We start from the raw sequence: 23,886 nt of genomic DNA on the forward strand, positions 1-23,886 counted from the left end.
TCTGACCTATCTAACGTTGAATAATCATTCGTTTTCATCAAAACGGATGGTTAGCTGAGTCTGTATGATTGTTAGTAGCAATTGGTGTGAATCTTGCTTTTCTGTTGATTATCACCATATAGTGGTCTTTCACCCTTATTATTAGGTTGCATTTGTTTCTATGTCTAAAACCAATTTGACCCATCATTTTTTGATTGCTGCGCCAGAGTTGTCAGACCCGAGGTTTGAGCAGGCACTTATATATATTTGCCGTCATGACAAGCACGGCGCCCTAGGTCTGATGGTCAATCGTCCGCTTGAGCAATCTCGTGTAGGTAAGCTGCTAGAAGATTTAGATATTGAAGTGACCAATCCGCAGGTGATGGAAGATGTGGCATTAGAGGGCGGCCCTATGTATCCTGAGGTCGGCTTTGTGCTGCATACTGGTCAGCCAGAATGGGCCTCTTCTTTTGCTATTTCAGAGAACGTTTGCATCACGACTAGCCAAGATATTCTAAAGCGTATTGCCGCAGGGCAAGGTGTTGGTCACTATCAGCTGTGCTTAGGTCATGCCAGCTGGGGCAAAAAACAGCTAGACCAAGAGCTGAGTAATGGTGACTGGTTAGTCTGCCCTGCCGATCTGAATTTATTATTTGATACACCGTTTGAAGAACGCTGGCAAATTGCAGCCGACAAAATCGGAGTCAATTTCGACTATCTTAGTAGTGACATAGGTCATGCGTAATATCATACGCTCTGCGAATTTAGATAAAGACATAAAGGACACCCATTACTATGGTAGATAGCACTTTTATAGCCAATAGCACAGACGCTATAGATAATGACATTGAAAGTGGATTTGATACTCTTGATAACGATAGCAATATCACTGCTGAAACTATTGAGCCAGAGGTAAAGCCGCATCTTATCTTGGCGCTAGATTACGGCGTCAAAAAGATGGGTATGGCGCTCGGTAATACCATTACGCAGACGGCGCGTGCCTTTGACATATTGGCAATGAATAACGGTCAGCCAGATTGGGACAACTTAATTGGTATCATCAAAGTCTGGGGCGTGGCGCAAGTCGTGGTTGGCCTACCGCTTAATATGGATGGCACTAGCTCTATGCTTTCAAAACGAGCGCACAAATTCGCTCGTCGTCTGGCCCATAGAGTGATGGAGCAACATTTGCCAGTAACCATATCACTGTGTGATGAGCGGCTGACTTCCATCGAAGCAAGAGAAATCGCATGGGATAATGGTTGGATCAAAAACGAACGCGACCCAATCGATGATATCTCCGCTTGTATCCTAATGTCGACCTATTTTGCTGATCCTAATAGCAGTATCGCTATCGATGCAATCAAAGCAGAATAAAGCAGCCAAATAGGTAAAAGACACGTGTGCGGCTATAATGTCACTTCGATACATCGTACCTCTTAACGGATAAATGACTGATTACTATGACCACTGTCTCAGACCAACCTTCGCAACATAAGTCACAGCATGGTTTTGCTCCACTGGCTATTGCCCGTATTAGAGGCGCACAGCGTGCCAACCAAATAGCGATTTATCTCATTTATGCGGCTATTTTTGCATTTGTGGTCTTTGGCACGATTGCTAGTATCAAAGCTTTCCATGATAACCAGCTGCTTTATCAATTATTTTATAATTTGCCCTATGCCTTAGTAGCCCTCACGATACCCATTACTATTTATGATGCATTGGTCGTTTATCGTTATCGCTTAAATCAACCGTCGATGATTGCCATGAGTATTGGTGTATCAACCATTATATTGGTTGGCGGATTAATTTTTGCCGATACTACATGGTTAGGACTATCTTGTTGGCTGGGCGTGGCATTCTTATTTAAAGTAAGTTTTAAGCGATTTTTTAACTTTTTAGAAGTAGCTAATTTGCCTGAAGCTAACGAAGAGTCTGAAAGTACTGAAGCGTAGACGATCTACAAAGTATGCCGCTATAAGCACTTAAGCAAACTAATCATCCTACTCATCCTCGAATCCACTTATTTAGCTTTACGATAATGACTATGACCACTTCTATACCAGACACGCCTATCCACCATCACTTAGATACTCAAGGGCTGATCTGTCCTGAGCCCGTCATGATGCTACACCGCGTCATTCGCAAAGCAGATGGAGGTGAAGTGATTGAGATATTGGCGACAGATCCTGCTACCACGCGCGATATTCCAAATTTCTGTCGTCACCTGGGTCATGAGCTAATCGGCCAAGAAACACTGGCTGAAAACGTGAGCTTAGACGCTGATCCTGACGAAATCACCATCGATAGCGATGATGATACGCCTGCAAGCGTGACGCTATATCGCTATCTGGTTAAGAAAAAGATGGCATGATAAGTTTGATGTTATCTTAATAACTATCTGTCATCGCTAACTTAACCCCTACCTGAGTATTGTCTTATGAGCCGCGATCGTGCTGTGCAACAACGACAGCCTAAAGCATTGGCGGTCGATGATGAGCCAGCTTATATGACTGAGTTTCGTCAAGCCATGCTGGCGCGCGGTCTAGCGACGCGTACTCGTAATGCGTACGTCCGTGACCTACGCTCTTGCGAGCTGACCAATCCTATCGCCCTGACACGCTGGCAGCCTGATGATGTGCTGCATTGTCTGTCGCTCCTTGCTCAAGATGGCAAAACTCCACGTACCCAAGCACGCATGCTCTCAAGCTTGCGCCAGTTTTATCTATGGATGATTGCCAGTAATCTGCGTGAGGACAATCCTTGTGAACGCATCAAAAGCCCAAAACTCGGACGTCCGCTGCCAAAAGACTTAGCTGAGGCTGACGTCGATAATCTACTTGCCGCACCTGATACCAGTACGGCACTCGGACTGCGTGACAAAGCAATGCTAGAAGTTTTATACGCCTGCGGTCTGCGAGTGAGTGAGTTGATTAACCTCTCATTAGAGCAAGTGAATCTAAACTCAGGCTGGCTACAAATCACGGGTAAAGGGAATAAAACGCGACTGGTACCCCTCGGCGAATATGCAGCGGATGCATTGGAAGATTATCTGTCTCATGGGCGTGGAGATTTGATTGCTCATTTAAAATCGGGCAATTGCCAAGCGGTATTTTTGACGGCGCAAGGTGGCTATATGACGCGGCAGAACTTTTGGTATCTACTTAAGAAGTACGCCAAAGTTGCCAGTATCGATAAAGAATTATCCCCGCATACGCTACGTCACGCCTTTGCCACACATTTGCTCAATCATGGTGCAGATTTAAGAAGTGTGCAGTTATTGCTAGGACATAGCGATTTGTCCACCACGCAAATATATACTCATGTAGCAACGGCGAGATTGCAGAAATTACATGCAGAGCATCACCCACGTGGGTAGCCTTGCCATATGGGCAGCATTGAAATCTAATATTATTGATGATTGTAAAAGGAATATATCGTGTCGCAAGCTCAACCATCTACCTTATCACATAGTCAAAACACTGCACTCAGAAACCTCACTATCATGGGTTATTTAGAGGGGATGTCTTTTCTATTGTTACTTGGTATCGCGATGCCACTCAAATATATGTTCGATATTCCAGAAGCGGTGAGCTATGTCGGTCCAGTGCATGGGGTGTTATTCGTTGCCTATGTCATGGTACTAATCATTACGGCGAGCAGAATAAAAATGCCACTGTGGGCGCTACCTGCGGGTGTGCTCGGCTCGTTTTTGCCATTTGGGCCCTTTATATTTGATCATTTACTGAAGAAGAGTTTGGGGAAGTAGTTTCAAGAAACCTTCAATATCAAGAACGATGTATAGCTGAAGGCGGCTAACGATAATGACACTCTATTCGCCTGCTGTATCTATCACTATTCTAGGATTACGTGCCCGTATCTCGCGATAAAAACGTGATTTGTCTTTTGGTGAAATTAGTATTTCTTCATCTTGATATGATATTTTAATCCTATCCAATGATAGTGCTGGCGCAGAACTCATACTTCGAGTCGGCGTAATATAGGTGATATCTGTAATCTCAATTTTTTGAATAGAGAATCCACTATCTACTTGTAGCTGTTCATTCGTTAATGTGTACTCAGTACCGAAAAAAGGGATGAGCATTAGTGCTGCAAAAGGTATGAGAATAACCGTCATTAATATAGTTTGTATGAGGGATTTGTGAGCACCTCGCTTCCACTGCCATAATGGAACAGACACCGTAAATAAGCTCAAACCCCAGAGTAGCATTGCAAGCCAAAAGTCTACTTTGGATACGAATATAATGTCTGGCATAAATAATACTTAGAGACTATTAGGTTAAATTCGATTCTATATCAAGCGATGTTTCTTATCTAATGTCTCTAGCATTTTTTCTTAAAAATTTTTACGATATAGCAAAATGCAGTTCTAGAAATAGATAGCTGCAAACCTGCCCTTTTCTCGTTACAATACCCTTATTAAAGTGCGTCATGATATACATGCTGCCTAACTGGACTGCGCACTACCTTTTTCCTATCTATTATCCGAGAATCCCATGAGCCATAGACCACCTGCTGACCTATTAAAAAACGCCGAACACTGGCGCGAAGATATCAATTTTCGCCAAGAAGTGCTGGGTAAGCCGTTTGATTTTGCGACCACGTGGGGCATTTTTTCACCACAAAAACTCGATGACGGTAGCTTGATGCTGCTTGATTATGTGGATTTTGAGCAAGATGATGATTCGATTGATTTAGGCTGCGGTTATGGTGTACTTGGTATGACGGCAGCACGTGAATGTCCAAATGGTCAGCATACGCTGATTGATAAAGACTTTATGGCAGTAGAATACGCACGTCGTAACTGTGAGAAAAACGGTCTAAACAATGTCGATGTACATTTATCAAATGGCTTTAATCATGTGGCAAAAGACAAAGACTTTAGCCTTGTGATGTCAAACTTGCCAGCCAAAGTCGGTAAAGAGCAGCATTATTTATACTTCCTCGATGCCTATGCACGCATGCGTAAAGGTGGACGTTTTTACGTGGTGACGATTAATGGCCTACGCCAATTTGTTAAGCGCTCATTTACCGAAGTATTTGGTAATAGCGATAAAATCAAACAAGGTAAAACCTATACGATTACGATGGCGACCAAAGACTAGTTTGAGCTTTACCTGATTGAGTTTCGGCCATTTAAACTGAAATCGACATAAAAAAGCACGCTAAATTAGATTTAGCGTGCTTTTTATTTTGTATGACCAATTGTCTTTTTACATCTGGCGTTTTATCAAATATCCACCCAATAGCGCGCTGCCAATAATTGGTAATAGCACCATGAGCATTGGTGAAAAGCCTGTCGCTAGCGATACAAATCCGACTAAGTCCTGAATATAGCTAAATAGTAGACCAAACAGCAATGCCACGACGATACGTAAGCCTAAGCTGTGCGTCCGTAGCGAGCCAAAGACAAACGAGCAAGCAACAATCACCAGCGACAATATCGATAATGGCGATAGTAGCTTTTGCCAAAATGCGACTTCATGATCTAAAGAGCGATTGCCCTGTTGGCGCATAAACGTACGATGCTCATACAGCTGCGTCAATGATAAATCTTCTGCCTTACGCGTTAGCAGATACACAGACTCTGGGGCAAAGGGTAAGCTTAGCGTATCTGATGGTGAAATAGCTTGGCTACTCTCAAAACCCTGATTGATAGAGAGCTTAACCATATCATTTAGCTGCCACTCGTAACGATACTGCTCGCTTGGCTTTTCACTATTTACATCAATTGGTTCACGGCCAGTATATTTCCCACCTTCCGCGTGGACAGCAGTTTGCAAATTACCGTTGTTGTCCAAATGCCAGCGTTTCACCTCACCAATATTACCCGCGACATCAGCATAATCAATATATAAAACGTCGCTACCATCAGGTGTAGCACTGCCATCTTCTGCGGTTTCGAATCGTGGCTGTATCGTCCAGTAGCCGCGTACCGAGGTGACCAGTGAAGTGCTATCTTCATCATTAATCTGTTTTGCCAACTGATTAGAAGATGGTAGGACGAACTGATTGATAGCCAAGGCCAATAGTACAAATATGAGAGCGGGCTGTAATACCCAGCCGACGATGCGATAGATACTGACCCCAGCCGCGCGCATGACGACCAGCTCGCTTTTATTCGCCAGCAAACCCAACCCTATGACAGCACCCAATAGCGCACCCGTTGGGATAAATTGCTCTAAAAAGTAAGGCGACCGATAAAAGATATATTTGAGCGCCTCGCCCATGGTGTAGTTATCATCTAACGAATCAAGCTCTGATAAGTAAGAAAAAATCAGCTGCAACGCCCACAAACCAATAACGGCAGCGATAATAGCCAATAGAGCGTTGAGTTTGACATAGCGACTAAGGGCTTTTAGATTGGCAGGTTTTTTAGCCAATTGATTAGACTTGGCTGACTTAGCAAATAAAGAGCGCATTAAGACTGCCCTCCTTGTGAGCTGTTGTTCTGATTATCGATGTCGCTAACTGGATTAATTGCGGCAGCGGCTAGCCTATTCTCTTGTTTGCGAAAGCGCAATCGATGTTGCACGCGGCTACCCCAATTCATATAAAGCGCCAATGCCATAAATCCTAAGATAAGCCATGCATACGCCCATACGCTGATGCTGTCTTTGCTCACCGCGTTTTTGAGCGAGATGATACCTAATGCACAGCTAACAAATAATAAGATAGAAGGAAACAAGCGCAGCCAACGTCCTTGACGCGGACGGACTTGCGCCAGTGGCACGGCCAACATAGGCGCGATAATCATCAGCCATGGTAGCGCCAAACGGTAGCCAAGCTCACCTTGTGCAGCACGCATTGCACTATTAGTGCCTGATGGTGAGCTACTCGTGGCGGCTTGCCACAATGGTCCTATCTGTTGCGTTTCGATATTGTCTTCGGTGATAACTTCCTGTGAAGACTCAGTCAAGGTGATGCGATAACGATCAAAAGCGACTTGATTATATTTCAGACTGCCTGCGCCGACTTCGTAACGACGTCCCTGAAACAGATCCAACTGGGTCACACCGCTATTACCGGTATCCACTTGCTCAGCACGCTTAGCCAGCGTGATAGTATCTTTGCTAATGTCTTTTGCACTACTATTTATAATATTTTTTGGTATGTCAGAGATGCCAATCTGTTCGGCTGTCTCATTATCAATCGTATTATTCATATCAGTAGCAGTAGCATCGACACTTTCAGCAGCACTACCTTTTTTCGCAGGTTCAGATTGGATTAATATGACATCTTGCAGTTTTTTCTTATCATCGCTGAGACTACCCACATATAAATGATAATTGCCGCTACTGATAAACTCGTTCGGACGAATCAAATCAAATGCACTGGTCAATGCTTGCTGCTGCCAGACAGCCTCGGACGAGCGGACACCCCAGGGCTTACCAACGACAGATAGCGCCGCCTCGCCGACGAACAATGCCAATATTAATGGTGTCATTAACCGAGCAAGCCGACCTCGAGATACACCGCTAGCATTGATCACTGCCATTTCTTGATCGACATACAAGCGACCAAATACCAGCATCAAAGCGATAAAGAACGCTAACGGTAAAATGAGCTCTAAAAAGTACGGTAGGTTATACCCAATGATTGTAAACAGTAGGCTGACGTCCAAACGACCTTCAGCAGCGATGCCAAAATAGCGTATCAAACGACCGCCGAGCATCATCACTACCAAAAACCCCAACACTAAGGCAGTGGTCGAGGCAACTTGTTGTGTCATGTAGCGGCGTAATATCACAATGGGTACTCTTAAACGGTTAGTATGCGCGCGATTGATGATAGGCTTACTGAATATCTAGGACGTACGACGACATATCACCAGCATGATATGGGTCATCTAAATACTCAAATAACGGTAAACGTTACTAAGCGACTGGTTAGTCATACTCAATAAATACAAGCGACAGATATAACCGCTAATGCTAGCATGTTTTGCCTAAAAATGGCTGTGAAATGTGTTTGAAAACATTACCTACACCTTGCTGAGAGCGCATTATTGACAGTAAGTAACAAATATAGCAAATATTGGATAAATAATTGATAAAACCTCAAAGTACATCGAATTGATAGTATTTATAGCGCTAAGTTTTTGCTTTATTTATTTTAGAAAGGTTTGTTTGTCATTCGTATCATCAAACATTTATCTCTGTTATTAGTTGCTAGACTGACTGATAGAAAAATATACTTATATTGTCAGACGGAGAATAATACTAATGAATAAAACGACCTCTACACCTTCTACCCTACTTGAACTCGCTGGCGGCACTTTTGATGCGCTTGACTGGTCAAATTGTGCGCTCGTTCTTATCGACTATCAAAACGAATATGTCGATGGCGCTATGCCATTAGGGGACGCTGGGGCAAAAGCTATCGCCAATGCGCGCCTACTACTCGATAAAGCGCGTCAGCAAGATTTACCTATCTTTCACATTACCCATCACGGTGCAGAGAATGGCAATGTCTTTGATCCTCTATCAGCTAACGTTGAGATAGTCGAACAGTTGCAGCCGCAAGATGGCGAAACAGTGATTGCCAAAAAGCATCCGAATGCCTTTCATGATACGCAATTACAATCACTGATTTCAGCAGCAGAAAAGAAGCAGATTATTTTTGCGGGTTTTATGAGTCATATGTGCGTCAGCTCAAGCGTCCGCGCCGCATTTGATTTAGGTTTTGATAGTTTCGTCTGTCACGATGCCTGTGCCACGCGCGACCTACCGAGTGCTACTAGAAAGCCGATAAGCGCTGAAATCATACATGATACTGCCATGGCCGCACTACAAGACAGATTTGCCGCGATGGTAACGACCGATGAATTGGTCAATGGCTAGTATATTGGTATCATCGAAAAACGATAATGTAACTGCTAAACCATAGCGTAAGTTAGCGCAGTATAATAATTCAAACGTATTACCTAAGGCTTGCTAACTGCGCTCGATTATCGCAATATGCTACACTACTGTGATTGCTTGATAGACCAAATAATCTAATAATCTGACAGGTATAAGCAGTCATACAAATCCTGCAATTTTCATAACTCTAATAAGGATAACTATATGAATATCAAATTATCTCAGCATTTACCAAAGACCCATACGCAGAAAATCCTGAAAAAAGAAGCCAAAAGTAAAGACGATGCTTGTCTGGTTGTATTGGTCGATGACAAGAAGAATATTCTGGCTGAATCTGTACTGACCGAATATACCACTCGTATTGAGCAGCTGATTGAAGTATCACATTTCAAGGGCACTACCTGTGAGACTGTTGCTGACTACGCATTAGCAGGTGATAAAAAAACCACTAAGCAAAACCCTGTTCAACTGCTGTTGGTCGGTGTAGGTAACACTGATAAGTTCAACAACACCGTACTGCAAAAAATCGCCAATACTATTTATAGCAGCACACAAAAGCGTGTGTCTTCTATCACTGTCGCATTGGGTGATGCACTAGAAGAAAATCACTTTGGTCAATTTGCCCTTAATCTACTAGCAGCAAGCTACCGCTTTGATAAATATAAATCTGAGCAAGCGAGTCCTGTATTGACTGATGTTTATCTGTTAGCTGATGAGTCACTACAGCCTGCACTTGCCTTTGCTCAGTCAGTATTTGCTGGTCAGAGCCTCACTCGTGATGTGGCCAATGAGCCTGGTAATATCTGCTTCCCAGCTTATATGGCTGAACAAGCTCAAGAGCTTGCGAAAACGTATCCTGACCTATTAACCGTGAAAGTACTAGGTGAAGACGAGATGTCAGCGCTAGGTATGCATTGCTTCTTGGCCGTTGCACAAGGCTCTACTAAAGAAGGTAAGCTGGTACTCATGGAATACCGTGGCAAATCAGAATTTAGTTCAGATGCAGGCACTACCGAGCAAACCACTAGCAACGCAAAAGTGAGTGGCCTAAAGGCATTGGCCGATAAACTACCAACCAAAAAGTCAGCTAAAAATAGCAATGACAATGCACAAGCAACCAATGACGACGCACCTATCGTATTAGTCGGTAAAGGCGTGACCTTTGATTCAGGCGGTATCTCAATCAAGCCAGGTGCGGCGATGGATGAGATGAAGTTTGATATGGGTGGTTCGGCATCAGTACTTGGTACAATCAAAGCGTTGTGCGAAGCGCGTCTACCAATCAACGTCGTTGGTGCGCTAGCCTGTGCTGAAAACATGCCATCAGGTGATGCAACACGTCCAGGCGATATCGTTAAAGCCATGAATGGTAAATCAGTCGAAATCTTAAATACTGATGCTGAAGGTCGTTTAGTTCTAGCAGATACCTTGTGCTACGTGCAGCGTTATCAGCCAAAAGCCATCATCGATGTTGCCACTTTGACTGGCGCTTGTGTGGTTGCGCTAGGCCATGTGCGTTCAGCTGTATTTAGTAATGATGAAGATGTGCTGTTTGATTTAGAAAACGCAAGTAACCTATCAGGCGATCTTATTTGGCATATGCCTTTAGATGATGAATATCAAGCTCAGCTTGACTCACCAATCGCTGATATGCAAAACATCGGTGGTAAAGGTGCTGGTGCCGTAACTGCCGCCTGCTTCTTATCGCGCTTCATTGAAGAAGGTCAAGCATGGGCGCATTTAGACATCGCTGGTACTGCATGGAACTCAGGTAAAGACAAAGCAGCCACTGGCCGTCCTGTACCATTGTTTATGCAATATCTAAAAAACAGCGCAGAGATGGCTTAATTCATTTATGAAAATTAGTTTTTATGTATTAAGTGAGAGTAAGGCCCAAGATTTCTTGGGCTTTATTTGTCAGCTGACTCAGACGGCGCTTAACAAAAGCGCTCAGTCTTTGCTGGTTTTAATTGAAGATGAGACATTACTAGCAAATCTAGATACGGCACTTTGGGCACAAGACTCCACGAGTTTTATACCGCATCAATGTCTTTCTGATACTGACAATAAAAGTACCGATGATGAGAGCAACATTGCTACTTCTGAAGTATCAGCGCCTGTACTATTAGGCAATCATATGCCAGCTGATTTTAATGGTATCGTGCTCAATACGACGACACGTCCCGTCAACGATTTTATGGCTGCTACCAATAATTCAAAACCCTCCCGAGTCCTTGAGCTGATCCGACCTGATGCCACAAGTACACAAGAAGGTCGCAATAAATATAAAGCCTACCAACAATTAGGTTACGATCTGACCCACTTCAAGGTATAGCTTTATCGTTTATTTTCCCTCGTATCTTTTTCCATTTTTACAGTAAAACATACTCCTTACGCTATATATCCCTAATTCTGCTCTCTTATAAATGAGGTATTCTTAGTAGCCAGCCCTTGCATCTAGGTGCTGCATTCTTTTTTATACTGATTATATGACTCTGATATCTCTCCGTTTGCACGCAACAGCTACTGCTATGAGCGGTATGCGAATATGTCAAAAAATGCTACCATCCTTCGATAAATTTTCTGTTGTGACAATTCACTTACTTTTAACGGACTTGAGGGTGTACAGATGCGTTCATTAATTGCGATGTATCAGCGTATAGGGCTGGTGCCGCTTATTATTATTGGTTTGGTGTTAGGGGTATTGATTGGTTGGCTAGCGCCAAGTATCGGCACCGCCATAGGGTTGCTCGGTACACTCTTTGTCGGCGCACTAAAAGCAGTCGCTCCCATCCTAGTATTTATTTTGGTTATGGCAGCCATTAGTCAACATCGCAGTGGCAATGAAGTCTACGTAAAGCCGGTGCTTATCATGTACATGTTCGGCACTTTTTTGGCAGCGCTAACGGCAGTCGGTGCCAGCTTTTTATTCCCGACAGAACTTGTCTTGATCAACGCCGATATCGCGCAAGTACCACCTGCCGACCTAAAAGAAGTCTTGACGAACTTGCTCATGAACTTGGTCGCCAATCCGATCAATGCAATCGCTGAAGCCAACTATATTGGTATCTTAGCATGGGCAATTATTATCGGTTTTGCACTGCGCCAAGCCAGTGATACTGCTCGTAATGTTGTCGGTGATTTCGCTGATGCCATCTCACAAGTGGTTAAATGGATTATTGCTTTAGCTCCATTTGGTATCTTGGGCCTAGTCGCTAGCACGGTTGCTGAGACAGGCTTTGCTTCTTTGGCAGGCTATGCACGTATCTTAATGGTATTGATCAGCTGCATGTTATTCATTGCGTTGGTTGCCAATCCGCTTATCGTCCTTATTAAAACGGGTAAAAACCCTTATCCGCTCGTATTCAGATGTCTGCGCGAATCAGGAATTACTGCCTTCTTTACACGCAGTTCAGCGGCCAATATTCCAGTCAACATGAATCTTGCCCGTAAGCTTGGATTGCATGAAGACACTTATTCGGTGACCATTCCACTAGGTGCCACTATCAATATGGCTGGTGCTGCGATTACCATTAATGTCTTAACGCTTGCTGCTGCTCATACGTTGGGTATCGAAGTGACGTTTGCATCAGCGCTGCTACTCAGTCTGGTTGCTACGATTAGTGCTTGCGGTGCTTCTGGTGTTGCTGGTGGTTCATTACTATTGATTCCACTCGCTGCTAGCTTATTTAGCATTCCAAATGATATCGCGATGCAAGTGGTTGCGATTGGCTTTATCATCGGTGTGATTCAGGATTCAGCTGAGACTGCATTGAACTCTTCTACTGATGTGTTGTTTACCGCAGCAGCGGATCCTACTTATTCACGTTAATTTCTGCTGAAGTGTTTTATATAGACATAAAAAAAGGGCCTTTAAAGGGCCCTTTTTTTACATATTATTTTGATTATTTGATTACTTTAGGTTGTCTATGTCGACTTCGATGACTGGTGTTTGCTGCTCTATTTGACGTTTAAGTTGGCGCAGTTGCTCAACCTCGTCTAACAACTCAAGTATCAATCCAATGGCAGGTACGCTAGCTTCAAAATCACGACTCAATCGCGATGCACGGCGCACTGTCGTCAGCTGATAACCAGTAAATTTTTCATGCTCTGGTACATCATATTCAATGATATTTTCTTCGATTAATTCGATGACCCATTGGCGCTCTTGGCCACAGGCAGAGACCAGTTCATCTAAGCTCATGATGATGTCTGTAAATTCAGTCGAGTGGTTCATAGCTATTATCCTCGTTTTCTCTTTATTTCATCGGTATCGTATTCATCTCTGCTATTCGTCTATTACTTCAGTAATAAATGACAGTTATTTATAACCTTGTTTAACGACTAATATTGATATCCGCAAAGGCTTGTTTTAGGTGCTCATAAGCCTGTATCGACGCATCGTTACTGACATCAGGATTGACGATATTTAAAGTTAGATACAGGTCACCTGCTTGCTTGGCAGGGATACCCTTGCCTTTAAGACGTAAATTGCTACCGGACTTGCTATTCTTAGGAATAGTCACACCAAGCGTACCCGCTGGCGTACTGACATTGATTTTTTCACCCAATGCCGCTTCCCACGGTGCAATATTCACAGTTTGATAAACGTCTGTGCCTTCTATGCGAATATTGGCATCATGACGAATTTTAACCTTCAAAAACAAATCACCATTTTTGCCATTACTGCTACCAGCAGCGCCTTGCCCTGCCAAACGAATTTGCTTACCATCAGTGATACCTTTAGGAATTTTTATCTTAAGGGTTTTATTATCGTAGTCGACATTACCATTGGGCTGACGAACAGGGACGTTCAGCTTAATGCTGTAGTCGTCGCCACTATAGACTGAAGATAAATCAACGGTAATCTCGGCATGCTGATCCTGACCTTTGCTATCTTGCGTCCCAAAGCCACCACCAAATTGATCAAAGCCGCTGCTTTGAGAGCGACTGCCCGTTTGTCCACCAGTTGACCCACGTGCACCGCGACCAAACGCTGAAAAAATGTCATCGAAGCGAAAACCACCATCACCAAAGGCCTCACCGTCGCCAAACTGATCTTTGATATCTTCCCAGCGAAACCCACCTTGACCCGCACCAGTTTGCCCACTGCCACCAAACCCACTTGATCTACTTTGACCTGCAAACGGATTATTTAGCATAGCGTCATATTCAGCGCGCTTTTCTTTATCTCTGATCGTTTCGTAAGCGTTATTTATTTCTGCAATTTTATTATCAGCGTCTGGATGATCACTGACATCGGGATGATACTGACGAACGAGCTTACGGTATTTTTTTTTGATATCAGCGTCTGAGGCGTCTTTTTTGACCCCTAAAATGTCATAGTAGTTTTTCTCTGCCATGTTATTTTCCCCAAAATAAAAACATATTAGTGGTATCAGTCTGCCAATTTCAAACGATACGGTATAAATGGCTACTAGATTTTGCTATAGCAATTTTTGTAGCCTACTTATCATCATAACAATAATTACAACAAACACCGTTATATAAATATTACCAGTAGTGGTGCCAAGCGATATCAACAATACTCTCTAATGCAGGTAAGCGAACACCTTATCTTTACCTTAAGTTAGATTTTTTTAAAATTTAGTATTATCAGCTCTATATTGGAACCACAAGAATGCCAAAAATTTTTTATTTACATAGTAGTAAGAATATAGAAAGGTTTTTTTACATTATATTATCTATTTCTAAATAGCGTTTCATAACGTTAATTATGCTATATCGATAGATTTGGTCTTTATATATTACCTATTTATATTACGTTCTTGGCTTTCCAGTATTTTGTCGGCTTCTTTATGAGAATCACTCTTTATAAGTCTAATTTTAGTACCTACATCATCATTATTTTTGCTAGAAAATATCTATTTTTCCTTAAAAAACAGCTATTTGACCTCATGAGTTTTTTACACGGCAGTAATAATATGACAAGCTAGCTCTTGTAGAATCCCCTATTATTCATACTCATAGGGAGTATAGATAACGTAGGCAAGAGCATCTGTCTATTTTATTAATTGCTTAAAGGTATTAAATGTCTTATTTAATCAAGTCTTTGGTTGTCACTTTATCGCTACTAATTAGCACCACAGTTTTCGCTGCCAATACCAGTTATTACGGTAGTAAGTTTCATGGTAAGCGCACAGCGAGTGGTAGTATCTTCAACATGAACTCTTTAACCGCTGCACATCGCACGTTACCGTTCGGCACGAAGGTACAAGTAACCAATCAAAAGACAAAGCAGAGCGTCGTTGTAAAAATCACGGACAGAGGACCTTTTATTAGAGGTCGTATCCTTGATTTATCAAAAGCCGCTGCTGGTGAAATAAACTGTCAGCTTTGTACGACCACGATGGAAATACTGTCGTACGGTGATGGCAAATATCGTAAGGAATAATGTAATAAAAAAGGGATGGCTGATGCCATCCCTTTTTTATGTCTGTTTATATAACTAACTATCTAGAATGCTTTATGCGAACTTAGCTTCCATCTCTTCTAAAGTCGTCATTGATAGTAGTAACTTCTCTTCATTATCACTATGCTGCTGCTGTAGCGCCGTTTGCTCATTTAGCAATACAAGCAAGTCAGACTTACGGCGCTCTTCGTACAGCTCCGTATCAGCCAGTTTTTCTTCAAGCGTCACAAGCTGCTTATCAATCTTAGCCAGTGTCTTTTCTGTTTCCTCTATCTCGCGGCGGATAGGTGCTGTCATTTTACGCTGTTCAGCCGCTAGCTTACGCTGCTCTTCTTTACTAAGTGCAGGCGTCGCAGCCTTACTCTTTGATGAGTTATCAGATGCTTTGTTGCTTACTTGGCTATTATCTGTTTCACGTGAAACAAACTTCTTACTCTCTTTTTTACTTTTTTTCTTACCGGTATTCTTATCTGATGCATTCTCTTGCTTGCGCTTCTCTGCTAGCCACTTACCATAGTCACCAATGTCGCCATCGAACTCTTCGATGATGCCATCATGTACCAGATACAGCTCATCACAGACATTAGCAATCAATTCTCGATCATGCGAGACTAGTACCACTGCGCCCTTAAAACCTTGTAATGCAATCGTCAATGCTTGACGCATTTGCAAGTCTAAATGGTTGGTTGGCTCATCGAGTACAAGGACGTTTGGACGTTGCCAGACGATCAGTGCCAAGGTCAAACGCGCGCGCTCGCCACCTGAGAATAGCTCGCTTGGTGTATCAATACGCTCACCGCGGAAGTCAAAGCTACCCAAGAATGAACGTAGCATCGCATCAGAGGTTTTGCCTGCTAGGCGACGTAACATCTCTATAGGCGTTGCTTTGGCATCTAGGATATCCATTTGATGCTGATTGAAATAGCCAAGCTTTAAGGTATCCGAAACACGATACTTTCCTGTTAGTACGCCAAGCTCACCGACTAATGCTTTAATCAGCGTTGATTTACCAGCGCCGTTCATACCCAATAAGCCAAGACGGGTGTCAGGGGTTACCTGTACATTGGCATTGTGTAGAAGCGGTGTCTCACTATAGCCAATATCTGCGTTGGTCAGCTCAATCAGCGGTGAGCTCATGTTTGCTGGCTCATAAAACTGGAACGAGAAAGGATTGTCAGCCATCATTGGTGACAGTTCTGCCATACGCTCTAACTGCTTAATACGGCTCTGTGCTTGCTTAGCTTTACTGGCTTTAGCACGGAAACGACGAATAAAGTCATCCAAATGAGCCTTAGTCGCTTCTTGCTTTTCAAACGCTTGCTGCTGCTGCGCCATACGCTCGTGACGGGTACGAATGAACTGCTGATAGTTACCAGTATAAAGAGTGATTTTTTGCTGCTCTACATGCAGGATATGACCGACTGTCGCGTCCAAAAACGCTTGGTCATGCGAAATCACAATGACCAAACCCATATAAGCATTGATCCATGTTTCAAGCCACAGAATAGCGTCCAAGTCCAAATGATTGGTTGGCTCATCGAGTAACATCAAATCAGCACGGCTCATCAAGGTTTTGGCGAGGTTCAAACGCATACGCCAACCACCAGAAAACCCTTCTACTGGCAGCTCATGCTGGCTAGTCTTAAAACCAAGACCTGCCATAATTTGTGCTGCTTTGGTCGGCGTACGATATCCGTCGATTTCATCGAACTGTTGGTGTAGCACACCAATTTGCTCATCACTGACACTGCTCAAATCATTTAGTGCAGCATTAATTTCATACCACTGCTCATCACCGCTCAATACATAATCGATTGCAGACTGCGTCGTAGCACCAACTTCCTGTGCCATGTGCGCCACATGCCAGCTATCAGGAATACTGACCTCACCTTTATCAAGGGTGACCTCTGTATCGCCTGTACCCATCTGCGTCAGTAGTAGCGCAAATAAGGTAGATTTGCCTGTGCCGTTGTTGCCCGTCAGTCCAACTTTGTGACCTGGATGGAGCTGAAAGCTTGCACCTGCAAACAATTCACGACCATCACGGCGAACACCAACGTCTTTAAATTCGATCATATAATTTCTTCATCTCAACAATAATATAGATATAGGGCAATAAGAAACACACATAGGGTATGCCAACTGGCGGCTATTATTTCAAACGCTTGCTCCATAGGCAAACAATTAAATAACTATTTCAAAACTAAGTATTTATTACGCTAAAAACCTTACATTGTACAAGCGACTCTTGAGCTCATACATGGTTGTTACTATTATAAAGGTTATAGCCGTAAAATACCGTAATATGACTAATAAGCTTTAAGACTGCCTAATATTATTAAGTAGTGTTTTATATAATCACACGCTATTATTTTTTAGTCTGGTTATTGGTTTAGCCCATTGACGCAGTTATTTTAAAAAACACAATATCAAAAATGGAACACTGCTATTCATTAGTAAAATTCAGTAGTTGCATCACTCTTGACAAACGAATCAGCACCCCCATTATGATATACTGCTAAAAGATAAGTGCCCACTATCAATAGAGCCAATAAAACGTTGTGGTAGCACAAATAATATTTTGAAATTGTACAAACAGCTTATAATGCACCAATAGCTTTGCCATAATGACAGCACCCAATTAAATCAAACGCCGTGCGTATCTTTATTTGCAAGTATCCTATTGCAAACCCAAACAGGACGACGACCGCATTTGATCCTAGCAACTGAGGTAGATATGAACGAATCAGCCAACCAATTTAGTCCAAGCTCAAGCCAGCCAGTAGACCCAACCGTATTAAGCCTAACTGATAGTGCGGCGCAAAAAGTACGCCGTCTACGCGAAGAAGAAGGCGATAGCGATCTTATGTTACGTGTCTATGTGACAGGTGGCGGTTGTTCTGGTTTCTCTTACGGGTTTAACTTTGCCAACGATCTAAACGAAGACGATGCCAATTTTGATAATGGTGATGTGACGTTAGTCGTCGATTCGCTAAGCTATCAATACTTGCAAGGCTCTACCGTTGACTACACCGAAGGACTGGAAGGGGCACGTTTTGTGGTGACCAATCCAAATGCCACGACCACGTGCGGCTGCGGTTCGTCATTCTCTATATAAGCCAAATAGACGCGGTCGCGCTATGGTTATTAAGATAATGCGATAGTGTGCCCATACCATGTCAAATGGCTTGTAGGCATAATGAACAAAGCATCTATCTCTCAGGTAGATGCTTTTTTTATCAAACTGTCTGGCCAGAATAACGCTATATTCGAGATGAATTTGTATCAAAAATAAGGTCAAAATCCTCACAAATCGTGTTGCCTAAAGCTTATCGTATTTGTAATTGTCCGTGGTTTTCAAGACAGCTTTGAGCTAAACTGACGGAATTATTGACCTAACATTTACCTATTTTATGGACAAACGCTTATCGTGTTTTGATCCGCCATAATAAATAACAATAGATGACTATTATGAGTAATTTTGCGAGTAGCTTTGTTAATTTCGAAATCCCTAATTGGTTTGATAGCCAACACTTAACTGGTATGCTCCGCGGTATTGAAAAAGAGGGCCTGCGCGTAAAGCCTGATGGTTTCTTGGCACAGACCCCGCATCCAGCCAAACTTGGATCAAAACTTACCCACCCTTTTATCACTACCGATTACTCAGAAAGCCTGCTTGAGCTCATCACTGAACCAAAATCCTCACCAAAAGAAACCCTTAATATGCTGCGCCAATTGCACGTATTGGTCTATCAGGGCATACCTGAAGGTGAGTTGATGTGGCCATTATCGATGCCTTGTATGTTGTCTTCTAAAGATGAGGATATCCCACTAGCTGATTACGGTAGCTCTAATACGGGTAAGCTAAAAACCCTATATCGTAGTGGCCTTGGTATCCGCTATGGTCGCCGTATGCAGACGATTGCTGGTCTACATTACAACTTGTCTTTTGGTGATACGTTGTTTGAGACATGGCAAGCCAAAACGCCGACTGCACAAAGCCAAACGTTGACAGAGTTCAAAAACGAGAAATACTTAGGGTTGATTCGTAACTTTAAACGTCTAACCAGCCTTGTTTTATATTTGCTAGGTGCCAGTCCAAGCGTATGTCCTTGTTTCTTGGCAGGGCGTGAGCACGATTTAGAATTGCTTAATGATTCGACTTATTACAAACCTGCTGCGACTAGCCTACGTATGGGTAAGCTTGGCTATACCAATAGCGTGCAAGAGCAACTTGATATCCGTTATAACTATCTGCCAGAGTATGTCGATGGTCTGCGCCGTGCCATTCAAACGCCGCACGAGAGCTTTGCTAAGCTTGGCTTAGAAGACGAAAATGGTAACCCGATCCAAATCAACAATCATATTCTACAAATAGAAAACGAGTACTACAGCCCTATTCGTCCTAAACAAATTGCGATGAGCGGTGAAACACCAACCGAGGCGCTTGAGCGTCGCGGTATCGCCTATGTCGAGTTCCGTGCTATCGATCTTGACCCATACAGTGACGTAGGTATTCGCCTCTCTAGTGCTTGTTTCTTGGAAGTAATGGCACTGTACTGTCTGTTCAGTGACTCACCAGACCTGCTACCTGAAGAAGAAGATACACTCGCTATCAATCTTGAACGTGTGGTCAATGAAGGTCGCCGTGATGATTTGCACATTATCAATAATGGTCAAGAGCAGTCACTTGAAAGTTGGATGCTCACTCATCTAGAGCGTATGCAGCCGCTTGCTGCATTGCTTGATGCTCACTATGGTGGTAACGATTACCGCGCGGCTGTAGCATTGATGCAGGGCAAAGCAGGACACTCTGAGTCGACTATCTCTGCACAAGTAAATTCTGACAGTAAACGCTTAGGCAGCTTATGGCAGCTTGGATTTACGTTAGCTCAGCAGCATCGCGAGTCTTTATTACAGCAGACACTTAGTCCAAACACTCAAGCTAAATACGAAGTATTGGCAGAAAAATCTATCTTACAGCAAGCTGAGATTGAGCAGTCTGAAACAGAAGACTTTGCGGAATTTTTACAGCAGTATCGCTAAGTTGCTAGTTATTAATTGCTAAGTCCTGACTGTGAAGTTTTGACCGCCTAATTTTGTTTGCTACCCTACATCTATTATAGATAAACCCATAAGAGTAACCGCACAATGCGACAGCTAACCACTTACCGTAACCTGCAAGTATTTTTGGTGATAATGGCCATCATAGGCATGAGTTTTGCGCTGTTTTATTTACAGCGTCATCTAGGGCTTTCACCTTGCCCGCTCTGTATTTTTCAGCGTGTTGGCCTAATCGTCATGGGCGGATTCGCCCTGATATCAGCGTTGTTTAATCCTAAATCTAAAGTGATAAGACTACTGCTATGGCTTGGTAGTCTAGTAGGTATCGGCTGGGCAACTGCGGTAGCAGCACGCCATGTATGGCTGCAACATTTGCCTGCTGACCAAGTACCTTCTTGTGGTCCAGGACTGAACTATTGGCTTGATACCCTCCCTATCTTACAAGTATTCGAAGAAGTTTTTGCAGGATCTGGCGAATGTGCCTCTGTTGATTGGACGCTTATGGGATTAAGTATCCCTGAGCAGTCGTTGATTCTATTTAGTGTACTGCTGATCGTACATGTCTTGATATTAATGCGTATCGTAAAATCTGCCAATTAGTATCTTATGACTCAATAAGACGTTAGGTTTCTTTCCTAGTTTTGCTTTTAAAACAGACATTGCTATCTTCGATACAATGTCTGTTTTTTTGTCTACTATTAACCCGCCCTTACAACCCATATTAGTGTTACCAACAGGACTTTCTACTACCAACTCATGCCTTTTAGAGATAAGGCCAACAACAAAAAGCCCACAGAGATATTTTCAAGCCTTTGATATCTTTAGTCAGCTTACCTTATAAACAGATAAGCATCAGATATTTGTCGCTTTCTACTCATAAGCTATCTGTATTTTGAATATACGATAATGCTATCAAGTTCTTAATTTATATTATTACTACGCGCCCATGCCTTATTATCCTTATCTTTGACAATGGCTTTACGTTGTCGATAGTATAGATGAGCTTGAAAAATACTTGTTAAAAACTGTTTTTGGTATGACCATGATATATTTTGCTCCCGTTCGCTCTACTACGCTTGCTATCGTAAAACGCTGGCGTCCTTCGTTACTTGTAGCGTCACTATGCGTGCTACTCGTAGGCTGTGATAGTGCCTCGTCCAATACCGATAAAGACATGGTATCTACGTTCGCGTCGACTGGTTCTGAATCAAAAGATGCTTCACCATCATTGCAAAATGACAATATTGAGAGTGCTGAGCTAGCGAGTGATGATGAGACAGGCGAGATGGTGGAAGGGCAATCATTAATTGCTGCTGCTCAGTCAAATAAGGATACCTATGCAGACAGCTCTATGGAGCGATCAGAAGCGAAAAGCAGTATGCTGCAAGCAACATTGATGGGCGATTACGGCGGCATGGTCTCTTGTACAGATTGCGACAGTATCGACGTTACATTGAACTTATTCGCTGACGGGTCTGTACTAAAAGCAAGTTATTATCATAATCCTGAAAAACCAAAAACACCTCTACTCGAATCGGGCATCTACCGACAAGACAATGACAAAATCACTATTGTCTATGAAGGAAAAAATATCGAGACCTATCATATCCAAGACAACCACTTGATACGGATCGATGAGCACGATAATTTAGAGGATGACTATACGTTATCTCGCAAATAAAAGCGTCAATAAGAATCACTTAAATAAAAGTCTCTTCGTGCTAGCTATTAGTTGGCGTCTCGCTGCATACTAAAACAGCCAAATTGTATTAGCTACATAGCGCCTACTTGTTAGGCGTTTTTTATTGGTCATCGAACAGGGTTTACTTTACAATGATTGCTTGTTTGCCAAGCTGATATATTGGTCGTTGTTTATCAGAGTGGTTATTTTTACTGATGACAGCTAGGCACTTCACACTTTATTTTATTAGCTCTCTATTCTTTTCATTCAAGCGCGTACGGAACGTCTATGCATATTCATATCCTTGGTATTTGTGGTACTTTTATGGGCTCACTGGCATTGCTAGCACGTGCGCTTGGGCATACGGTCACAGGTTCAGATGCCAATGTCTATCCTCCTATGTCCACTCAGCTCGAAAATGCTGGCGTGACTATCGAAGAGGGCTACCTAGTAGAACATTTGCAACCAACGCCAGACTTAGTTGTCGTTGGAAACGCGATGAAGCGCGGCATGGATGTGATTGAGTACATGCTAGATAATGGCTTGCGCTATACCTCAGGTCCGCAGTTTTTATCTGAGCAAGTATTGCAGTCACGTCACGTAATCGCCGTTGCAGGTACGCATGGTAAGACTACAACCACGACGATGCTTGCGTGGATATTACATTATGCTGGTATCGATGCAGGGTTTTTGATTGGCGGTGTACCATTAGTTGATACGACTGACGAGCACTTACAGCAAGTGTTTGCGCACAGCAGCTATTTGGGCGCTGATAAAAGCGATGATGATAAATCTGGTTACTTTGTGATTGAAGCAGATGAATACGATTCTGCGTTTTTTGATAAGCGTTCGAAGTTCGTTCACTATCGTCCGCGTACTGCTATTTTGAATAACCTTGAGTTTGATCATGCAGATATTTTTGCAGATCTCAATGCAATACAAACTCAGTTCCACCATATGGTGCGCATGATTCCAAGCACTGGCAAAATCATTATGCCAGCCGCAACCATCAGTCTAGAAGATACGCTAGCGAAAGGGGTTTGGACACCTATCTGGCGTACTGCCGTCATCGACTCTACTTTAGCTGATACTAGCGAAAATACGCGTGCTCTACAAGATAGTAGCGATTGGCAGGCTGAGCTGATTCAAGAAGACGGTAGTAAGTTCAAAGTCAGTTTTGCCGCTGATAAAGATGCCTCTGCTATCATAAACTGGTCAATGAGCGGTATCCATAACGTCAATAACGCGTTAGTTGCTGTAGCCGCTGCTTATGATGTTGGCGTCAATGTTGAGACTGCTTGTGCTGCTTTATCAGATTTCGCTGGTATCAAGCGCCGGATGGAGCTGATTGGCGACGTCAATGACATCTTAGTCTTTGATGATTTTGCCCATCATCCAACAGCTATTACAACCACATTGGATGGTGCCAAAAAGAAGCTGGCTGATAGACGCATTTGGGCTATCATTGAGCCACGTAGCAACACCATGAAAATGGGCATTCATCAAGACAGCTTGGCTCAATCAGCAGCACTTGCTGACTACACATTATGGTACGAGCCTACTGGTTTGGAATGGGGCTTAAAAGAGGTCATCGAACAGGCCAAAGCTACTAGCGACTCTATCGGCAACCAACAAGTGCTATCAAGCATTGACGCTATTATTGAGCATGTCAGCAGTCATGCAAAAGCAGGTGACGCGATTGTAGTTATGTCAAATGGCGGCTTTGAAGGGATTCATCAGCGTTTATTAACCGCATTACATACGGCTAAAGATCCTAGCTAGAGCTAATAAACAGATTCTCTTCTTCTCTTATATACAAACGCAGCTCATCTAATAGATGG

The 23,886-nt window shown here is 43.0% G+C and carries 23 protein-coding genes; 17 read left to right on the forward strand and 6 right to left on the reverse strand.

What is annotated here, in order from left to right:
• Window positions 1-160 precede the first annotated feature (160 nt).
• The 6 genes from ACI2IW_RS07645 (at window position 161) to ACI2IW_RS07670 (ending at window position 3,751) form a co-directional block, all read left to right on the forward strand.
• Window positions 161-724, forward strand: a complete 564-nt coding sequence (locus ACI2IW_RS07645) for a YqgE/AlgH family protein (RefSeq protein WP_101204671.1) — start codon at window positions 161-163, stop codon at window positions 722-724.
• Between the two features lie 140 nt (window positions 725-864).
• Window positions 865-1,356 carry a Holliday junction resolvase RuvX gene (gene ruvX / locus ACI2IW_RS07650; protein ID WP_404693326.1) on the forward strand — a complete coding sequence of 164 codons (492 nt, stop codon included), beginning with the start codon at window positions 865-867 and terminating at the stop codon, window positions 1,354-1,356.
• Between the two features lie 86 nt (window positions 1,357-1,442).
• Window positions 1,443-1,937: a hypothetical protein gene (locus ACI2IW_RS07655; RefSeq protein WP_404693244.1), complete on the forward strand. Its 495-nt coding sequence runs from the start codon at window positions 1,443-1,445 to the stop codon at window positions 1,935-1,937.
• A gap of 92 nt (window positions 1,938-2,029) precedes the next feature.
• A complete protein-coding gene (gene tusA, locus ACI2IW_RS07660) occupies window positions 2,030-2,356 on the forward strand; it encodes a sulfurtransferase TusA (protein ID WP_114701432.1) in 327 nt (108 codons plus the stop codon).
• Between the two features lie 66 nt (window positions 2,357-2,422).
• Entirely contained in the window at window positions 2,423-3,361 is a 939-nt protein-coding gene (gene xerD, locus ACI2IW_RS07665; protein ID WP_179798572.1) for a site-specific tyrosine recombinase XerD, read from the forward strand.
• 60 nt (window positions 3,362-3,421) lie between these two features.
• Complete coding sequence (locus tag ACI2IW_RS07670) at window positions 3,422-3,751, forward strand: DUF3817 domain-containing protein (RefSeq protein WP_404693245.1); 330 nt, start codon at window positions 3,422-3,424, stop codon at window positions 3,749-3,751.
• A 63-nt stretch (window positions 3,752-3,814) separates the two neighbouring features.
• Here the strand turns inward: ACI2IW_RS07670 and ACI2IW_RS07675 are convergent, their stop codons facing one another.
• A complete protein-coding gene (locus ACI2IW_RS07675; protein ID WP_404693246.1) occupies window positions 3,815-4,258 on the reverse strand; it encodes a PH domain-containing protein in 444 nt (147 codons plus the stop codon).
• 241 nt (window positions 4,259-4,499) lie between these two features.
• Here ACI2IW_RS07675 and ACI2IW_RS07680 point away from each other — a divergent pair, with 241 nt between their 5' ends.
• On the forward strand, window positions 4,500-5,108 hold the full coding sequence (locus ACI2IW_RS07680; protein ID WP_101204678.1) for a class I SAM-dependent methyltransferase: 609 nt from the start codon (window positions 4,500-4,502) through the stop codon (window positions 5,106-5,108).
• Between the two features lie 108 nt (window positions 5,109-5,216).
• Here the strand turns inward: ACI2IW_RS07680 and lptG are convergent, their stop codons facing one another.
• Together lptG and lptF are read right to left on the reverse strand one after the other, a co-directional pair.
• Complete coding sequence (gene lptG, locus ACI2IW_RS07685; protein ID WP_404693247.1) at window positions 5,217-6,425, reverse strand: LPS export ABC transporter permease LptG; 1,209 nt, start codon at window positions 6,423-6,425, stop codon at window positions 5,217-5,219.
• Window positions 6,425-7,735 carry an LPS export ABC transporter permease LptF gene (gene lptF, locus ACI2IW_RS07690; protein ID WP_404693248.1) on the reverse strand — a complete coding sequence of 437 codons (1,311 nt, stop codon included), beginning with the start codon at window positions 7,733-7,735 and terminating at the stop codon, window positions 6,425-6,427. The genes lptG and lptF overlap by 1 nt, the downstream gene beginning before the upstream one ends.
• A gap of 493 nt (window positions 7,736-8,228) precedes the next feature.
• Between lptF and ACI2IW_RS07695 the strand changes: the two genes are divergently transcribed.
• The 4 genes from ACI2IW_RS07695 (at window position 8,229) to sstT (ending at window position 12,699) form a co-directional block, all read left to right on the forward strand.
• Window positions 8,229-8,846: a cysteine hydrolase family protein gene (locus ACI2IW_RS07695; protein WP_404693249.1), complete on the forward strand. Its 618-nt coding sequence runs from the start codon at window positions 8,229-8,231 to the stop codon at window positions 8,844-8,846.
• A gap of 225 nt (window positions 8,847-9,071) precedes the next feature.
• Window positions 9,072-10,715: a leucyl aminopeptidase gene (locus ACI2IW_RS07700; protein WP_404693250.1), complete on the forward strand. Its 1,644-nt coding sequence runs from the start codon at window positions 9,072-9,074 to the stop codon at window positions 10,713-10,715.
• A gap of 7 nt (window positions 10,716-10,722) precedes the next feature.
• Window positions 10,723-11,202: a DNA polymerase III subunit chi gene (locus tag ACI2IW_RS07705; protein WP_404693251.1), complete on the forward strand. Its 480-nt coding sequence runs from the start codon at window positions 10,723-10,725 to the stop codon at window positions 11,200-11,202.
• A gap of 294 nt (window positions 11,203-11,496) precedes the next feature.
• On the forward strand, window positions 11,497-12,699 hold the full coding sequence (sstT, locus tag ACI2IW_RS07710) for a serine/threonine transporter SstT (protein ID WP_057757687.1): 1,203 nt from the start codon (window positions 11,497-11,499) through the stop codon (window positions 12,697-12,699).
• A gap of 81 nt (window positions 12,700-12,780) precedes the next feature.
• On the opposite strand, the gene ACI2IW_RS07715 is transcribed toward sstT, so the two are convergent.
• A complete protein-coding gene (locus ACI2IW_RS07715; protein WP_102083164.1) occupies window positions 12,781-13,104 on the reverse strand; it encodes a chaperone modulator CbpM in 324 nt (107 codons plus the stop codon).
• A gap of 100 nt (window positions 13,105-13,204) precedes the next feature.
• Entirely contained in the window at window positions 13,205-14,230 is a 1,026-nt protein-coding gene (locus tag ACI2IW_RS07720) for a DnaJ C-terminal domain-containing protein (RefSeq protein ID WP_404693252.1), read from the reverse strand.
• A gap of 689 nt (window positions 14,231-14,919) precedes the next feature.
• On the opposite strand from ACI2IW_RS07720, the gene ACI2IW_RS07725 reads away from it, so the two are divergent.
• A complete protein-coding gene (locus tag ACI2IW_RS07725) occupies window positions 14,920-15,282 on the forward strand; it encodes a septal ring lytic transglycosylase RlpA family protein (protein ID WP_102078203.1) in 363 nt (120 codons plus the stop codon).
• A gap of 72 nt (window positions 15,283-15,354) precedes the next feature.
• On the opposite strand, the gene ACI2IW_RS07730 is transcribed toward ACI2IW_RS07725, so the two are convergent.
• A complete protein-coding gene (locus tag ACI2IW_RS07730) occupies window positions 15,355-17,376 on the reverse strand; it encodes an ATP-binding cassette domain-containing protein (RefSeq protein WP_404693253.1) in 2,022 nt (673 codons plus the stop codon).
• Window positions 17,377-18,037: 661 nt separating this feature from the next.
• Here ACI2IW_RS07730 and erpA point away from each other — a divergent pair.
• The 5 genes from erpA to mpl all read left to right on the forward strand — a co-directional run bounded on the left by erpA (window position 18,038) and on the right by mpl (window position 23,827).
• Window positions 18,038-18,418, forward strand: a complete 381-nt coding sequence (erpA, locus tag ACI2IW_RS07735; protein ID WP_057757666.1) for an iron-sulfur cluster insertion protein ErpA — start codon at window positions 18,038-18,040, stop codon at window positions 18,416-18,418.
• Between the two features lie 353 nt (window positions 18,419-18,771).
• Window positions 18,772-20,346 (forward strand): glutamate--cysteine ligase, encoded by a 1,575-nt coding sequence (gshA, locus tag ACI2IW_RS07740; protein WP_179798559.1) that lies wholly within the window; start codon window positions 18,772-18,774, stop codon window positions 20,344-20,346.
• A 105-nt stretch (window positions 20,347-20,451) separates the two neighbouring features.
• Window positions 20,452-20,964: a disulfide bond formation protein B gene (locus ACI2IW_RS07745; RefSeq protein WP_404693254.1), complete on the forward strand. Its 513-nt coding sequence runs from the start codon at window positions 20,452-20,454 to the stop codon at window positions 20,962-20,964.
• Window positions 20,965-21,400: 436 nt separating this feature from the next.
• Window positions 21,401-22,045 carry a copper resistance protein NlpE N-terminal domain-containing protein gene (locus tag ACI2IW_RS07750; protein WP_404693255.1) on the forward strand — a complete coding sequence of 215 codons (645 nt, stop codon included), beginning with the start codon at window positions 21,401-21,403 and terminating at the stop codon, window positions 22,043-22,045.
• Between the two features lie 288 nt (window positions 22,046-22,333).
• Window positions 22,334-23,827, forward strand: coding sequence for a UDP-N-acetylmuramate:L-alanyl-gamma-D-glutamyl-meso-diaminopimelate ligase (gene mpl / locus ACI2IW_RS07755; RefSeq protein ID WP_404693256.1), 1,494 nt, complete (start codon window positions 22,334-22,336; stop codon window positions 23,825-23,827).
• Window positions 23,828-23,886: the final 59 nt, after the last annotated feature.

Origin of the sequence: Psychrobacter sp. NPDC078501, from assembly GCF_044900935.1 — a bacterium.
GTDB lineage: Bacteria > Pseudomonadota > Gammaproteobacteria > Pseudomonadales > Moraxellaceae > Psychrobacter.

Bases quoted from the DNA above. Each gene is read 5' to 3' on its own strand.
- gshA (WP_179798559.1), top strand. From the start codon at position 18,772: ATGAGTAATTTTGCGAGTAGCTTTGTTAATTTCGAAATCCCTAATTGG.
- ACI2IW_RS07695 (WP_404693249.1), top strand. From the start codon at position 8,229: ATGAATAAAACGACCTCTACACCTTCTACCCTACTTGAACTCGCTGGC.
- ACI2IW_RS07680 (WP_101204678.1), top strand. From the start codon at position 4,500: ATGAGCCATAGACCACCTGCTGACCTATTAAAAAACGCCGAACACTGG.
- ACI2IW_RS07705 (WP_404693251.1), top strand. From the start codon at position 10,723: ATGAAAATTAGTTTTTATGTATTAAGTGAGAGTAAGGCCCAAGATTTC.
- ACI2IW_RS07700 (WP_404693250.1), top strand. From the start codon at position 9,072: ATGAATATCAAATTATCTCAGCATTTACCAAAGACCCATACGCAGAAA.
- ACI2IW_RS07725 (WP_102078203.1), top strand. From the start codon at position 14,920: ATGTCTTATTTAATCAAGTCTTTGGTTGTCACTTTATCGCTACTAATT.
- xerD (WP_179798572.1), top strand. From the start codon at position 2,423: ATGAGCCGCGATCGTGCTGTGCAACAACGACAGCCTAAAGCATTGGCG.
- ACI2IW_RS07750 (WP_404693255.1), top strand. From the start codon at position 21,401: ATGACCATGATATATTTTGCTCCCGTTCGCTCTACTACGCTTGCTATC.
- ACI2IW_RS07655 (WP_404693244.1), top strand. From the start codon at position 1,443: ATGACCACTGTCTCAGACCAACCTTCGCAACATAAGTCACAGCATGGT.
- lptF (WP_404693248.1), bottom strand. From the start codon at position 7,735: ATGACACAACAAGTTGCCTCGACCACTGCCTTAGTGTTGGGGTTTTTG.
- ACI2IW_RS07730 (WP_404693253.1), bottom strand. From the start codon at position 17,376: ATGATCGAATTTAAAGACGTTGGTGTTCGCCGTGATGGTCGTGAATTG.
- sstT (WP_057757687.1), top strand. From the start codon at position 11,497: ATGCGTTCATTAATTGCGATGTATCAGCGTATAGGGCTGGTGCCGCTT.
- mpl (WP_404693256.1), top strand. From the start codon at position 22,334: ATGCATATTCATATCCTTGGTATTTGTGGTACTTTTATGGGCTCACTG.
- ACI2IW_RS07720 (WP_404693252.1), bottom strand. From the start codon at position 14,230: ATGGCAGAGAAAAACTACTATGACATTTTAGGGGTCAAAAAAGACGCC.
- ACI2IW_RS07745 (WP_404693254.1), top strand. From the start codon at position 20,452: ATGCGACAGCTAACCACTTACCGTAACCTGCAAGTATTTTTGGTGATA.
- ACI2IW_RS07645 (WP_101204671.1), top strand. From the start codon at position 161: ATGTCTAAAACCAATTTGACCCATCATTTTTTGATTGCTGCGCCAGAG.
- ACI2IW_RS07675 (WP_404693246.1), bottom strand. From the start codon at position 4,258: ATGCCAGACATTATATTCGTATCCAAAGTAGACTTTTGGCTTGCAATG.
- ACI2IW_RS07715 (WP_102083164.1), bottom strand. From the start codon at position 13,104: ATGAACCACTCGACTGAATTTACAGACATCATCATGAGCTTAGATGAA.
- lptG (WP_404693247.1), bottom strand. From the start codon at position 6,425: ATGCGCTCTTTATTTGCTAAGTCAGCCAAGTCTAATCAATTGGCTAAA.
- tusA (WP_114701432.1), top strand. From the start codon at position 2,030: ATGACCACTTCTATACCAGACACGCCTATCCACCATCACTTAGATACT.
- erpA (WP_057757666.1), top strand. From the start codon at position 18,038: ATGAACGAATCAGCCAACCAATTTAGTCCAAGCTCAAGCCAGCCAGTA.